12 protein-coding genes are annotated in these 13,997 nt (G+C 59.1%); 7 read left to right on the top strand and 5 right to left on the bottom strand.

Annotated features, from left to right (window positions below):
* Positions 1 to 72: 72 nt before the first annotated feature.
* The 3 genes from metF to metB all read right to left on the bottom strand — a co-directional run bounded on the left by metF (position 73) and on the right by metB (position 4,779).
* Positions 73 to 969, bottom strand: coding sequence for a methylenetetrahydrofolate reductase (metF, locus tag C1N56_RS00430; RefSeq protein ID WP_021506834.1), 897 nt, complete (start codon positions 967 to 969; stop codon positions 73 to 75).
* 214 nt (positions 970 to 1,183) lie between these two features.
* Complete coding sequence (locus C1N56_RS00425; protein ID WP_021506835.1) at positions 1,184 to 3,616, bottom strand: bifunctional aspartate kinase/homoserine dehydrogenase II; 2,433 nt, start codon at positions 3,614 to 3,616, stop codon at positions 1,184 to 1,186.
* A gap of 2 nt (positions 3,617 to 3,618) precedes the next feature.
* Positions 3,619 to 4,779 carry a cystathionine gamma-synthase gene (gene metB / locus C1N56_RS00420; RefSeq protein WP_021506836.1) on the bottom strand — a complete coding sequence of 387 codons (1,161 nt, stop codon included), beginning with the start codon at positions 4,777 to 4,779 and terminating at the stop codon, positions 3,619 to 3,621.
* A 279-nt stretch (positions 4,780 to 5,058) separates the two neighbouring features.
* Here metB and metJ point away from each other — a divergent pair, with 279 nt between their 5' ends.
* Positions 5,059 to 5,376 (top strand): met regulon transcriptional regulator MetJ, encoded by a 318-nt coding sequence (gene metJ, locus C1N56_RS00415; RefSeq protein WP_007885403.1) that lies wholly within the window; start codon positions 5,059 to 5,061, stop codon positions 5,374 to 5,376.
* Positions 5,377 to 5,453: 77 nt separating this feature from the next.
* Here the strand turns inward: metJ and rpmE are convergent, their stop codons facing one another.
* Positions 5,454 to 5,669: a 50S ribosomal protein L31 gene (gene rpmE / locus C1N56_RS00410; RefSeq protein WP_021506837.1), complete on the bottom strand. Its 216-nt coding sequence runs from the start codon at positions 5,667 to 5,669 to the stop codon at positions 5,454 to 5,456.
* A 276-nt stretch (positions 5,670 to 5,945) separates the two neighbouring features.
* Here rpmE and priA point away from each other — a divergent pair, with 276 nt between their 5' ends.
* From priA to C1N56_RS00380, 6 genes are all read left to right on the top strand, one after another.
* Positions 5,946 to 8,144 carry a primosomal protein N' gene (gene priA, locus C1N56_RS00405; RefSeq protein WP_088516190.1) on the top strand — a complete coding sequence of 733 codons (2,199 nt, stop codon included), beginning with the start codon at positions 5,946 to 5,948 and terminating at the stop codon, positions 8,142 to 8,144.
* 199 nt (positions 8,145 to 8,343) lie between these two features.
* The gene (cytR, locus tag C1N56_RS00400) at positions 8,344 to 9,348 is read left to right on the top strand and encodes a DNA-binding transcriptional regulator CytR (RefSeq protein ID WP_370586247.1); all 1,005 of its coding nucleotides are present in this window, start codon (positions 8,344 to 8,346) and stop codon (positions 9,346 to 9,348) included.
* A 153-nt stretch (positions 9,349 to 9,501) separates the two neighbouring features.
* The gene (ftsN, locus tag C1N56_RS00395; RefSeq protein WP_072209952.1) at positions 9,502 to 10,404 is read left to right on the top strand and encodes a cell division protein FtsN; all 903 of its coding nucleotides are present in this window, start codon (positions 9,502 to 9,504) and stop codon (positions 10,402 to 10,404) included.
* A 142-nt stretch (positions 10,405 to 10,546) separates the two neighbouring features.
* Positions 10,547 to 11,077 (top strand): ATP-dependent protease subunit HslV, encoded by a 531-nt coding sequence (gene hslV, locus C1N56_RS00390; RefSeq protein WP_031279590.1) that lies wholly within the window; start codon positions 10,547 to 10,549, stop codon positions 11,075 to 11,077.
* Between the two features lie 11 nt (positions 11,078 to 11,088).
* The gene (gene hslU / locus C1N56_RS00385) at positions 11,089 to 12,423 is read left to right on the top strand and encodes an HslU--HslV peptidase ATPase subunit (RefSeq protein ID WP_021506842.1); all 1,335 of its coding nucleotides are present in this window, start codon (positions 11,089 to 11,091) and stop codon (positions 12,421 to 12,423) included.
* Between the two features lie 149 nt (positions 12,424 to 12,572).
* Positions 12,573 to 12,935 (top strand): YibL family ribosome-associated protein, encoded by a 363-nt coding sequence (locus C1N56_RS00380; protein ID WP_021506843.1) that lies wholly within the window; start codon positions 12,573 to 12,575, stop codon positions 12,933 to 12,935.
* A 6-nt stretch (positions 12,936 to 12,941) separates the two neighbouring features.
* Here C1N56_RS00380 and C1N56_RS00375 read toward each other — a convergent pair whose 3' ends face one another.
* On the bottom strand, positions 12,942 to 13,904 hold the full coding sequence (locus C1N56_RS00375) for a VirK/YbjX family protein (RefSeq protein WP_394516998.1): 963 nt from the start codon (positions 13,902 to 13,904) through the stop codon (positions 12,942 to 12,944).
* Positions 13,905 to 13,997 lie beyond the last annotated feature (93 nt).

The raw sequence follows: 13,997 nt of genomic DNA, 5'->3' as shown, positions 1-13,997 counted from the left end.
CGGCTGGCGGCGCATCACGCATCACAGCAAGAAGGGAGCCCTGAGGCCCCCTTCTCTTTTATCCTTTCACGCTTATGCCGCCAGCGTCGGGCGAACACCCAGCGTGTGGCAGATGGCGTAGCTCATCTCGGCGCGGTTCAGCGTGTAGAAGTGAAAGTCCTTCACCCCTTCGCGCGACAGGATTTTCACCATGTCCATGGCGATGTTGGCACCGACCATTTTGCGCGTCTCCGCATCATCATCCAGCCCGTCAAACATGGCGTTCATCCAGCCCGGTACGCGCACGTTGGTCATGGTGGCGAAACGTTGCAGCTGTTTAAAGTTGGAGACCGGCAGAATGCCCGGCACGATCTCCACGTCGATACCGGTGGCCACGCAGCGATCGCGAAAGCGCAGATAGCTCTCCACGTCGAAGAAAAACTGGGTAATCGCGCGACTGGCGCCGGCATCAATTTTTCGCTTCAGATTGATCAGATCCGCCTGCGCACTCTTCGCTTCCGGATGCACTTCGGGATAGGCCGCTACCGAGATGTCGAAATCACCGACCTCTTTCAGCAGCGACACCAGATCGCTGCCGTACATGTCCGGTTTGCCGCCGCCCGGTGGTAAATCGCCGCGCAGCGCCACGATATGGCGAATGCCGTTATTCCAGTAGTCACGCGCAATGGCGCGCAGTTCATCGCGCGTCGCATCAATACAGGTGAGGTGCGGTGCCGCTTCCAGTCCGGTGCGCTCTTTAATGCCTTTGATGATGCTGTGAGTGCGGTCGCGCTCGCCGGAGTTGGCTCCGTAAGTTACCGAGACGAATTTGGGTTTCAGGCTGCTCAGGCGGTCGATGGAGTTCCACAGGGTTGCTTCCATTTCGCTGGTGCGGGGCGGGAAAAACTCAAAAGAGACATTAATTTGCCCGTTCAGCTCAGCCAGGCTCTGGTTCAGCGCTTCGCGCTGATTGGCATGAAAGAAACTCATCCTGTTACCTCATCATCACATATCGATTAATTTGCGAACCGCGAACATCCATACGTTTAGACGTCCAGATGCACAAAATGAACGATCTTCAGCTTAGCGTCAACATAAAATTGCTTGCCGGGCGTGACAAATATTCAACCAAAGTGAAAGGGATTCACCTGACGGGGAAGCAGAAGGAAAAACGCAGACAGCGGACGCCGTCTGCGCAGCAGGTTTACAGCAGTTGGGCGAGACGATTGATATCAGACTGTAGCGCACCGGCGGTGACATCCCGGCCGGCACCCGGCCCGCGGATCACCAGCGGATTGTCGCGATACCAGCGGCTTTCGATGGCAAACACGTTATCGCACGGCAGCAGCGCCGCCAGCGGATGCTCCGGACGCACCGCTTCCACGCCGACGCGCGCTTTACCGTTGGCATCGAAACGCGCCACGTAGCGCAGCACCAGCCCCATCTCCTGTGCGGCTTCGAAGCGCTGCAGCATCTGCTCGTTCAGCTCGTCGGCGTTTTCGAAGAAGTGGTCGATGGATTCGCCTTCGCACTGTGACGGCACCAGCGATTCAACCCGCACCTGATCCGGTTCGATGTCATAACCGGCTTCGCGCGCCAGAATCACCAGTTTGCGCATCACGTCCTGACCGGAGAGATCGACGCGCGGGTCGGGCTCGGTTAAGCCCTGCTGCCACGCCTGATCGACCAGCTCGCTGAACGGCACCGTGCCGTCAAACTGCAGGAACAGCCACGACAGCGTGCCGGAGAAGATACCGCTAATCGCCAGAATGCTGTCGCCGCTTTCGCGCAGGTCGCGCACCGTATGATTGACCGGCAGTCCGGCACCCACGGTCGCGTTATACAGCCAGTGGCGGCCGGTTTTGGCGAAGGCATCGCGTACCTGGCGCCAGCTCTGGCCGCTGGCAGCGCCGGCCACTTTGTTGGCGCTGATGACGTGGAAGCCGTGGCTGGCAAAATCGTGATACTGCTGCGCCAGCGAATCACTGGCGGTGACGTCCAGCACCACCAGATCGTCAAACGGGTGCGCGCGCATCCACAGGAACAGCGACTCTTCGTCGCGCGCTTCGGCTTCATCATCAAAGAAGGCCAGCGCCCGACTGGCGTCGAGACCGTCATAGCTCAGCAGGCTGCGGCTACTGTCCGCCACGCCCGCCAGCACAAACTCGAACCCGGTACGCGCCGACAGCGTCTCCTGCTCGCGCGCGAACAGCTCCAGCCAGCGTGAGCCGATATTGCCTTTGCCGAACAGAATCAGGCCGATGCGCTTCTCGGCGCGGAACAGCGACTGGTGCAGTCCCTGAATCAGGTGCTGGGTCGGTCCGACGCGCAGCACCGCCACCAGGCTGATGTGATCTTCTGACTGCCAGACGAATTCGACCGGCTGGTCTTTGATCTGCTGCCAGAAGCGATGGCTGTGCAGCGGATTACGCGTTACGCCAGCACCGACCAGCGCCACCAGCGCCAGACCGTCGCGCAGCTGCAGATGACCGGGCAGCGCCGCGTCCTGCAGCAGGTTAAAGGCGCTGTTGACCACTTCCGAGGTGTAACACAGCTGCAGCAGGCGACGATCCGGATGGATACCCATCGCCAGCGGACGCAGCTGCGCGCGCTTCAGCAGCAGATCGATCTCTTTCTGCTGGGTGGCAAAATCGTGGCTATCGGGAATCTGAATCTCAACCAGGCAGACATCGTCGTGGCTGGTGACAATGCGCGCGCCGGTGCCGGACGCCAGCACGCGCTCAATGCGCGTTGAGCCCTGCTCCGGCTGATAGCTGCAGCGCAGCTGTAAATCGATGTCGCTGTTGGAGACCGGCTGCAGCGTACGCGTGTGCAGCACCGGCGCCGCCAGTCGGGCCAGCTCGCTGGCCTCATCCAGCCGCAGCAGCGGCAGCAGGCAGGCATCAGAGACCTTGCGCGGGTCCGCGCTGTAAACGCCAGCCACGTCGCTCCAGATGGTGACGCGGTTCACGCCCGCCAGCGCGCCAATCTGCGTTGCCGAGTAGTCAGAGCCGTTACGGCCGAGCAGCACGGTTTCGCCCGCTTCGCTGCGGCTGATAAAACCCGTCACCACCAGACGCTTATGCGGATGCTGCGCCAGCAGCGCCTGCAGCAGCGGCCAGGATTTGCCTTCATCTACCTGCGGCTGCGCCGCACGTTCGGCACGCAGGAAGTCGCGCGCATCCAGCCACGCCGCTTCGATATCGCGCTGGCTGAGCACCGCCGCCATCAGGCGCGCCGACCAGATTTCGCCGTGGCCAACCACTTCGGCGTACACCGCATCGGTGATGGCGCCGTCGAGCAGCGCCGCCAGGCGTTCAAGATCGCGGATGAAGGCTGCGGTCAGGGTTTCTGCATATTCAGCAGGCAGCAGTGCAGCGATCAGTTCGCTGTGAAAACGGCGTAACGCCTGTTGCACCTGATGGGCCGATAAGCGATCGCTCTGGCTCAGCTTGAGCCAGCTGATCAGCTGGTTAGTGGTGCTGCCTGCGGCAGAGACCACCATTAAGTCGCCCGGCTGGCTGTAATCGGCCATGATACCGGCGACGCGCTGATAACAGCGCGCGTCGGCCAGGCTACTGCCACCAAATTTATGCAACTGCTTGATCGGCGTTCCCGCGCCTGCTGAAATCGTCATGGTTACCCCTCGGCTGCGATCCTGAATGCATTATCCAGGTCGGCGATTAAATCTTCGTGATCTTCAATTCCGACAGAAATACGCAGCAGCGAGTCGGAAATGCCCGCTGCGGCACGCGCGTCCGCCGACATGCCGGCGTGCGTCATGGTGGCGGTATGCGAAATCAGACTTTCCACGCCGCCCAGCGACTCCGCCAGCGTAAACAGCTGCAGCGCTTTCAGGAAGCGGCGCAGCCGCGCCTCATCGGCGTCGAGTTCAAAACTGAGCATGGCGCCAAAACCGCGCTGCTGACGCGCGGCAAACTGGTGTCCGGCGTTCTCTGGCAGAGACGGATGATACAGCTTTTTCACCAGCGGTTGTTGCTTCAGGTAATCAACAATCGCCAGTGCGTTACGCTGCGCCGCCGCCATGCGCGGTGCCAGGGTGCGCAGGCCGCGCAGCAGCAGATAGCTGTCAAACGCCGCGCCGGTGACGCCAATGTTATTCGCCCACCAGGCGAGTTCCGTGACCAGCGCCGGATCTTTAGCGATGACCGCACCGGCCACCACGTCCGAGTGACCATTGAGATATTTGGTGCAGGAGTGGATCACCAGATCGGCACCCAGCGCCAGCGGGTTCTGCAGCGCCGGGCTGAGGAAGGTGTTGTCCACTACGCTCACCGCACCGGCAGCACGCGCGGCGGCGCAGATGGCCGCAATGTCCACCACGCGCAGCAGCGGATTGCTCGGGCTTTCGACCAGCACCAGCTTTGGTTTTTCCGCCAGCGCCGCCGCCAGTGCCGCTTCATCGCCCTGATCGACAAACTTCACGCGGTAAGCGCCGCGCTTGCTCAGGCTGTCAAACAGACGATAGCTGCCGCCGTAGCAGTCGTGCGGCGCCACCAGCAGATCGCCTGGCTTCAGGAACACCGTCGTCACCAGATGAATCGCCGACATCCCGGTGTTGGTCAGCACCGCGCCCGCACCCCCTTCCAGCTCAGCCAGCGCGCGCTGGACCACATCGCGCGTCGGGTTACCGCGGCGTGAATAGTCATGCGCGCGCGGCTCGTTGAAATCGAGGAAGTTATAGGTGCTGGAGAGGTGAATCGGTGGGACAACGCAGCCATATTGCTCGTCATCATTCAAACCGCTGCGTACTGCGATGGTTGCCTGTTTACGCGTCATGGTGCTTACTGTTCCTGAAGTGTAATAAAAAAGTGGCAACAGAATAACATTCCGCAACTGGACGTCAATACATCTGGACATCTAAATGTCTTTGCGTATAGATTGAGCAAAGCCGCAATACCCGCTAAAATTACGCGTCATCGCCTGGTGTTCAGCGCGCTTTCCTGTGAAACGCGATGTGTAAGCATAAAACCGGCAGTTTAAGCGGTCAGGCATCGAAAAATCGGGCATAATCAACGGATTTCCCCATATTCAACTTTTTATTGATTAAGGTAACCCATGGCTGAATGGAACGGCGAATATATCAGCCCTTACGCTGAACACGGTAAGAAGAGCGAGCAGGTTAAGAAGATTACAGTTTCTATCCCGCTGAAAGTGCTGAAGATTTTAACGGATGAGCGTACCCGCCGTCAGGTGAACAATCTGCGTCACGCCACCAACAGCGAACTGCTGTGCGAAGCCTTTTTGCATGCCTTCACCGGGCAACCGCTGCCGAATGATGTTGATCTGCGTAAAGAGCGCAGCGACGAGATTCCGGAAGAAGCAAAACAGATTATGCGTGAGATGGGCATCGATCCCGACAGCTGGGAATACTGAGGCCAGAAATAAAAAAACCCAGCCGAGGCTGGGTTTTTTCTTGCAACCGAATCGTGAAGATTCGCCGGCAAATAATCTTATTTCTTGCTGCCTGGGATGCTGAAACGCTTGTTGAAGCGATCAACACGACCACCAGAGTCAACAACACGCTGCTTACCGGTGTAGAACGGGTGGCATTTGCCGCACACGTCCAGGTTCAGGGTACCAGTCATGGTTGAACGGGTGTTGATCACGTTGCCGCAAGAGCAGGTGATGGTCACAGCTTCGTATTTCGGGTGAATACCTTGTTTCATGGGAGAACCTCATAAAAGGCCGTGTCGCTCTCCGTGCCAGGCGAACCTGCACAGCACCACACGCGGTTAATAAATGGTGTATCTTTGACGAGTCATCTCATCAAAGGCGGCATAGTATACAGAAAATGAGCGCATTGATCAAATCCGCGCAATGCGCCGCGCTCTGTCACTCCGGGTAAACGCCTGCAGCCAGCGCCGCCGCGCGCTGAAGTATGACGGGGGTGACGCCAGCGTGTACACTACTTCTCCTTTTTACAGAACCGGATAGAGATCGACATGCCCGTTGTTCAGGTTGCCCTGCCCGTTCCGCTGCCTCGCCTGTTTGACTACCTGCTGCCCGCCGATGCGCCGCAGCCGGTGGCCGGCGCGCGCGTGAGCGTACCGTTCGGCAACCGGAAAATGACGGGCATCGTGGTTAGCACGCGCGCCACCAGCGATCTCCCCCTTGCCCAGCTGAAGCAGATTGATGCGTTGCTCGACGACCGCTCGCTGTTCTCACCCGCGCTGTGGCGCATCCTCAACTGGGCCGCCGGCTACTATCACTCTCCGCTCGGCGAAGTGCTCAGCCATGCGCTGCCGGTGCTGCTGCGTCAGGGCAAGCCGGCCCAGGAAGCGCCGCTGTGGCAGTGGGTGGTGAACGAAGCCGGGCGCGAAGTGGCGCTGGAAAGCCTGAAGCGCGCGCCGAAACAGCAGCAGGCGCTGGCGGCGTTGCGTCAGCGGCCGCTGTATCGTCACCAGATCGGCGAGCAGGATTTTACCGATGCCGCGCTGCAGGCACTGCGTGCCAAAGGGCTGTGCGACCTGCGCGAACATGCGCCACAGCAGCACGACTGGCGCGCCAGTTTCGCGGTGAAAGGTGAACGGCTGCGACTGAATACCGATCAGGCGATGGCGGTGGGCGCCATTCGCAGTGAGGACGAACATTACGCCGCGTGGCTGCTGGCAGGCATTACCGGATCGGGTAAAACCGAGGTCTATCTCAGCGTGCTGGAGAATGTGCTGGCGCGCGGTAAACAGGCGCTGGTGCTGGTGCCGGAAATTGGCCTGACGCCGCAAACTATCGCCCGTTTCCGTGAACGCTTCGATGCGCCGATTGATGTGCTGCACTCGGCGCTCAATGACAGCGAGCGTCTGGCGGTATGGCTGCGCGCGCGCAGCGGCGAGACCGCCATCGTCATCGGCACACGATCCGCGCTGTTCACACCGCTGGCGCGGCCGGGCGTGATCATCATTGATGAAGAACACGACAGCTCCTACAAACAGCAGGAAGGCTGGCGCTACCAGGCGCGCGATCTGGCGGTATTCCGTGCTCACGAAGAAGATGTGCCGATTGTGATGGGATCGGCGACGCCGGCGCTGGAGACGCTGCACAACGTGCGTGTCGGCAAATATCGCCAGCTCAACCTGACCAAACGCGCCGGTAACGCCAAACCGGCGCTGCAGCAGCTAATCGATCTCAAGGGACAGCAGCTGAAAGGCGGTCTTGCGCCGGCGCTGCTGGGCAAGATGCGCCAGCACCTGCAGGCGGATAATCAGGTTCTGCTGTTTCTCAATCGCCGCGGCTTTTCGCCGGCGCTGATGTGCCACGACTGCGGCTGGCTGGCGGAGTGCCAGCGTTGCGACAGTTATTACACGCTGCATCAGCAGCATCGTCAGTTGCGCTGTCACCACTGCGACAGCCAGCGTCCGCTGCCGCATCAGTGTCCGGGCTGCGGTTCCACCCATCTGCTGCCGGTCGGCGTGGGCACGGAACAGCTGGAGCAGCAGCTCAGCACGCTGTTTCCTGGCGTACCGGTGTCGCGCATCGATCGCGACACCACCAGCCGCAAAGGCGCGCTGGAGCAGCATCTGGCCGATGTGCATCGCGGCGGAGCGCGCATTCTGGTCGGCACGCAGATGCTGGCCAAAGGCCATCACTTCCCGGACGTGACGCTGGTATCGCTGCTGGATGTCGATGGCGCGCTGTTTTCCGCCGATTTCCGTGCCGCCGAGCGCTTTGCCCAGCTCTACACACAGGTCGCCGGCCGCGCCGGCCGCGCCGGTAAGCAGGGCGAAGTGTTACTACAGACGCACCATCCGGAGCATCCACTGCTGCAAACGCTGCTGCATCGCGGCTATTTTGCGTTTGCCGATCAGACGCTGCTGGAGCGCCAGTCAGTGCAGCTGCCGCCGTGGACCAGCCACGCACTGTTTCGCGCTGAAGATCTGGATAACGCGCAGGCGGCGGAGTTCCTTACTCAGCTGCGTAACCTGCTGGAAGCCAGCCCGCTCAAAGATGAGGCGATGTGGCTGATGGGGCCGGTGCCGGCGCTGGCACCGAAGCGCAGCGGACGCTGGCGCTGGCAACTGCTGCTACAGCATCCGTCGCGCAAGCGGCTGCAGCAGTTGCTGAGCAGTTCACTGCCGCTGGTCACCACCCTGCCCGCCGCGCGCAAAGTCAAATGGACGCTGGATATCGACCCCACCGAGAGTTAAGCCGCGCCACATCTGCGAGCCAGATCGAAAAAAGTCGCACAAGTCACAATTTTTATGCAAATTAAGTAACAACCTCACACGGCGTTGGGTTAACAATAGTGCCCGTCCCGGCACTGGGCCGGCTATGTGTGAATATCTATGCGCTGTACCGCGTCAGGAGTTAACGTTGGATCAGAAGCAACCCTCATCGGCAGCCACCATGAAAGATGTGGCCGAGCAGGCTGGCGTCTCCACCGCCACGGTTTCGCGCGCGCTGATGAATCCGGAAAAAGTCTCCGCCGCGACCCGGCAGAAAGTGGAACAGGCAGTGCAGGCGGTCGGCTATGCGCCGCACGGTCTGGCGCGCAACGCTAAACGCGGCGACACGCAAACCATTCTGGTGATTGTGCCGGACATCTGTGACCCTTTCTTCAGCGAGATTATCCGCGGCGTGGAAGTGACCGCCGCGCAGGAAGGCTATCTGGTGCTGATTGGTGACTGCGCGCATCAGGATCAGCAGGAGAAAACCTTCCTTAACCTGATGCTGACGCGCCAGATTGACGGCATGGTACTGCTGGGTTCGCAGCTGCCGTTTGACGCCGGCATTGAAGATCAGCGCAATCTGCCGCCCATGGTGATGGGCAACGAGTTCGCGCCGGAGATGGCGCTGCCCACGGTGCATATCGATAACCTGACCGCGGCCTTTGAAGCGGTGAATCATCTGTTACAGCTGGGCCATCGGCAGATCGCCTGCATCACCGGACCGGAACATATCCCGCTCAGCCAGTATCGGTTGCAGGGCTACATCCAGGCGCTGCGCCGCAGCAATATCGCCATCGATCCCACGCTGATTGTGCACGGCGACTTCACCTTTGAAGCCGGTGCCAGCGCGCTGAAGCAGCTGATGAGCCTGCCGCAGCCGCCGAAAGCCCTGTTCTGCCATAGCGATCTGATGGCGCTGGGCGCGATGAACCAGGCGCGTAAGCTGGGAATGCGTATTCCGCAGGATCTGTCGGTGGTCGGCTTCGATGATATCGAGCTGGCGCAATACTACGATCCGCCCCTGACCACCGTGGCACAGCCGCGTTTTGCCATTGGCCGCGAAGCGATGCTGCTGCTGCTGGATGAGCTGCAGGGCAAACGGGTCAATAACGGTTCACGCCTGCTCGACGCCGAACTCCGCGTCCGCGGCAGTACCGCACCGGCAGCAAAACGCGAAAAATGAATGCGGGAACCCTGCATTTTCAGCAGATTCTGAAGGCAGACTGTGCTGGTCAAAGTTCCAGCCCTTGAGTAACATGACGCATTCCTTGCCGGGCAAAATTAACACCCCATTTACACGCCCAGTGGCATTTTTTTGAAGGGTATCAGAACGAAAGTGGCACAGAGAGATTACGTAGGCCGCGGGCGTTCAACAGGGACGCGTCGCAAAAAACCCGCAGGCCGCAGCAAGAAAAGCAAAGGCGGCTCCGGCACTTCAAAGCTGATGATAGTACTGGCCGTGGCAGTGCTGGTGACCTTTGCCGGTGGTTTATGGTTCATCTCGCATCACAAAAAAGAAGAAACACCGGTGATTCCGAATCATAAAGCCAACGGTAATGGCCTGCCGCCGAAGCCGGAAGAGCGCTGGAAGTACATCAAAGAGCTGGAAAATCGTCAGGTGACCGTGCCGTCGCCCACCGAGCCGTCTGCCGGTGGCGAAATCAAGTCGCAAACCCAGCTGACCGACGAACAGCGTCAGCTGCTGGAGCAGATGCAGGCCGATATGCGCCAGCAGCCGACCCAGCTGAATGAAGTGCCGTGGAACGAACAAACCCCGGCTCAGCGCCAGCAAACGCTGCAGCGTCAGCAGCAGGCACAACAGCAACAACAGCAGGTGCAGCGTCAGCAGCAGCAGTTACAGCAGCAGCAGCGTCAGCAACAGTTGCAGCAGCAGCGCCAGCAGGAATTGCAGCAGCAGGCGGCACGCCAGCAACAGCAACAGGCCGCGCCGATCACTCGTGAGCCGGCGAAGCCGCAGGAGAGCCCCAAAGCCAAAACGGAAGAGAAAGCGAGCACCCAGCGCTGGATGGTGCAGTGTGGCTCGTTTAAAGGCACCGATCAGGCGGAATCGGTACGCGCCGGTCTGGCGTTTGAAGGTTTCGAAAGCCGCATCACGACTGGCGGCGGCTGGAATCGCGTAGTGATTGGGCCGTTTAAAGACCGCAGCAGCGCAGACAGCACCGTGAAGCGCCTGCACAGCTCCGGCCACAGCAGCTGTATTCCGCTCGCCCTGCCTTAACCCTCCCTGCTCGCCCCCGGCAATTTGCAGCATCAGATATTGCCGGGGGTTGAAACCCCACAGGATTACCCCATATCTGGTTGCATGATACGCCGCGCCCGCTGCGCGGTGTCTTTTTTCCACTGCAACAAGGGGTCTGCCCGTGACAACAATAGTAAGTGTACGACGCAACGGCCGGGTCGTGATCGGCGGTGATGGCCAGGCGACGCTCGGCAATACCGTAATGAAAGGCAATGTTAAAAAGGTGCGTCGTCTTTACAACGACAAAGTGATCGCGGGCTTTGCTGGCGGCACCGCAGATGCCTTTACCCTGTTTGAACTGTTCGAACGCAAACTGGAGATGCATCAGGGCCATCTGGTGAAAGCCGCAGTCGAACTGGCGAAAGACTGGCGTACTGACCGGATGCTGCGCCGCCTTGAAGCGCTGCTGGCGGTTGCCGATGAGAACTCCTCACTGATCATCAGCGGTAACGGTGACGTGATTCAGCCGGAAAATGACCTGATTGCCATCGGTTCCGGCGGGCCTTACGCCCAGGCAGCCGCCCGCGCGCTGCTGGAGAACACGGAGATGGGTGCGCACGATATCGTAGCCAAAGCGCTGAATATCGCCGGTGATATCTGCATCTACACCAACCACAACATTAACTACGAAGAATTACCGTCTAAGGCGTAAGGACCAAAACCATGTCTGAGATGACTCCACGCGAGATTGTCAGCGAGCTTAACCGCTTCATCATCGGCCAGGACGGCGCCAAAAAAGCGGTCGCCATTGCGCTGCGTAACCGCTGGCGCCGCATGCAGCTTGACGAAGAGCTGCGCCATGAAGTGACCCCAAAAAACATCCTGATGATCGGCCCGACCGGCGTCGGTAAAACCGAAATCGCCCGCCGTCTGGCGAAGCTGGCCAATGCGCCGTTCATCAAAGTTGAAGCCACTAAATTCACCGAAGTGGGCTATGTCGGGAAAGAAGTGGATTCGATTATTCGCGATCTGACGGACTCCGCCATCAAGATGGTGCGCAGCCAGGCGATCGAGAAAAACAAATACCGCGCCGAAGAGATGGCAGAAGATCGCATTCTGGATGTGCTGATCCCGCCAGCGAAAAACAACTGGGGCCAGCCGGAGCAGAGCGCTGAGCCGTCCGCTGCGCGCCAGTCGTTCCGCAAAAAATTGCGCGAAGGCCAGCTCGATGACAAAGAGATTGAGATCGATCTGGCTGCTGCGCCGATGGGCGTTGAAATCATGGCGCCTCCGGGCATGGAAGAGATGACCAGCCAGCTGCAGTCGATGTTCCAGAACCTCGGCGGCCAGAAGCAGAAACCGCGTAAGCTGAAAATCAAAGACGCGATGAAGCTGCTGATTGAAGAAGAAGCGGCCAAGCTGGTGAACCCGGAAGAGCTGAAGCAGGACGCCATCGACGCGGTTGAACAGCACGGTATCGTGTTCATCGACGAAATCGACAAAATCTGTAAGCGCGGCGGCCAGTCGTCGGGCCCGGATGTGTCACGTGAAGGCGTACAGCGCGATCTGCTGCCGCTGGTGGAAGGCTGCACCGTGTCCACCAAACACGGCATGGTCAAAACCGACCATATCCTGTTTATCGCCTCCGGTGCGTTCCAGGTGGCCAGCCCGTCGGATCTGATTCCGGAGCTGCAGGGTCGTCTGCCGATTCGCGTTGAGCTGCAGGCGCTGACGGTCAATGATTTCGAACGCATCCTGACCGAGCCGAACGCGTCCGTGACCGTACAGTACAAAGCGCTGATGGGCACCGAAGGCGTTAACGTTGAATTCACTGAAGACGGCATCCGTCGCATCGCCGAAGCGGCGTGGCAGGTGAACGAAACCACCGAGAACATCGGTGCACGTCGTCTGCACACCGTGCTGGAGCGTCTGATGGAAGATATCTCCTACGACGCCAGCGATCGCCACGGCGAATCGATCACCATCGATGCCGAATACGTTGGTCAGCATCTGGATGAACTGGTGGCCGACGAAGATCTCAGCCGCTTCATTCTGTAATTCCAGTCAATACCCAGCCTTGCGCTGGGTATTTTTTTGCCCGCACGCCGCGCTGTACCCGATTATCCCGTTGCCTCTGTTGTCGCTGCGCTGCAAAAGCGGGCGGATTTGATGTATCCTTTGCCTGTTTTCCTTAATGAGTTTTCCCAATGAAAGAACAAGAAAAAGCCGAGATTAAACGTCTCAGCGACCAGCTGGACGCGCTGAATCGCAAAGAACCGCAGCTGCTGGAAGCGGGCGATGCCGAAAAGCTTGGCGCGCTGCTGAAAGAGAAAGAGACGCTGGTGCAGGAAATTGAACGTCTGCGCAATGTGCGCGAAGAGAAGCTGAGCAAAGAAGCCCAGCAGCTGAAAAAGCTGCCGTTCAGCCGTGAAATCACCAAAAAAGAGCAGGCGAACATGGGCGCGCTGAAGAAAAGCGTGCGCGGCCTGGTGGTGGTACACCCGATGACCGCGCTGGGACGCGAGATGGGGCTGAAGGTGATGACCGGCTACGCGAAGCAGCCGTTCTGATTACCGTTACGCGGCGTGGGCCACGTCGCGTTCTGCCCCGGCAGCCTGCAGCACCTGCTGCGCCAGCGTATCCAGCAAGGCATAGCGGCGGCGATACTCCGCGCGCTTCTTGCTGGCAATCTCTTCCAGATCTTTACGTGCCATGCTCAGCGGCAGCGTAAACAGCTCATCACCCCGCATTTCCCCGCCCAGTGACAGCCAGAACTCGCTATAGCTGGCAAAGAATTTATCACCTTTGCTGTGACGGTAGCGCAGACTGCGGAAAACATGGGTGGTATCGCCGACGGCGGTAATGGCCTGTACGCCGCACTGTGCCGCCAGAATAAATACTGCTTCCATCAGCAGACGCTTGGGAAATACGCCGTGCGCGGCTTTGGTGGCATCGCGAATAACGTCACTGGAAATATGTTTCCGCGGCCCCTGCAAGCCCCCAATTAATAGCGTGCGCTGCTGCTGTTCCTGAATAATAGAGAATGACAGCGAGGCCAGCGTCATATCCTGATAATTAAGCAGCAGCGTAATTTCCCCTTCCCGGTCGTAATGGCCGGAGCAGCAATAAATCGCAAACTGCTCCTCGTTTTTGCCGGTGAAACGGGCAAGGAGATTACCGCTCGGACTCAGCAGCAACTGGCGCAGCTGATTATTCGCCAGCCGATCCATTAATTGATAATGATCGAGAATCGCCTGCGCACGCTGCGCCACGCTGAAACCGGCGCGCAAATAGGGACGATGCGGCTTAGCCGGCAGTAAGCCCTGGCTGCTTAACAGCTGCGGCAGAAAAGAGAGTTTGGCCAGCTGATGGAGATAATTAAAGGTGGTCAGTGGAAATACCGCTGACCTTAAGGCAAATTTCAGGCGAAATTGCTGGCTATTCCACAGCTTATTTGGCCGCAGCTTTCCACTGACTAAAGGTATAAACAGCGCAGCCGACGAAACGGAGTCCGGCTCAGAATGTGTAATAATAGACATGATTATTTTTACGTCGCGAGATAACTGAAGGCTACTGTATGCCCCAAATTATCAACGGCGCGTTAATAACCACTTTAGCCTGGTCATGACGTG

The sequence above is a fragment of the Pantoea sp. SGAir0175 genome (assembly GCF_043547855.1).
Note: the sequence above shows the minus strand (reverse complement) of the source record. Positions and strands in the feature narration are given on the sequence as shown.

Excerpts from the sequence above, each read along its gene's own strand:
- metB (WP_021506836.1), bottom strand. The coding sequence starts at position 4,779 with ATGACGCGTAAACAGGCAACCATCGCAGTACGCAGCGGTTTGAATGAT.
- C1N56_RS00425 (WP_021506835.1), bottom strand. The coding sequence starts at position 3,616 with ATGACGATTTCAGCAGGCGCGGGAACGCCGATCAAGCAGTTGCATAAA.
- cytR (WP_370586247.1), top strand. The coding sequence starts at position 8,344 with ATGAAAGATGTGGCCGAGCAGGCTGGCGTCTCCACCGCCACGGTTTCG.
- metJ (WP_007885403.1), top strand. The coding sequence starts at position 5,059 with ATGGCTGAATGGAACGGCGAATATATCAGCCCTTACGCTGAACACGGT.
- C1N56_RS00375 (WP_394516998.1), bottom strand. The coding sequence starts at position 13,904 with ATGTCTATTATTACACATTCTGAGCCGGACTCCGTTTCGTCGGCTGCG.
- priA (WP_088516190.1), top strand. The coding sequence starts at position 5,946 with ATGCCCGTTGTTCAGGTTGCCCTGCCCGTTCCGCTGCCTCGCCTGTTT.
- rpmE (WP_021506837.1), bottom strand. The coding sequence starts at position 5,669 with ATGAAACAAGGTATTCACCCGAAATACGAAGCTGTGACCATCACCTGC.
- metF (WP_021506834.1), bottom strand. The coding sequence starts at position 969 with ATGAGTTTCTTTCATGCCAATCAGCGCGAAGCGCTGAACCAGAGCCTG.
- C1N56_RS00380 (WP_021506843.1), top strand. The coding sequence starts at position 12,573 with ATGAAAGAACAAGAAAAAGCCGAGATTAAACGTCTCAGCGACCAGCTG.
- hslU (WP_021506842.1), top strand. The coding sequence starts at position 11,089 with ATGTCTGAGATGACTCCACGCGAGATTGTCAGCGAGCTTAACCGCTTC.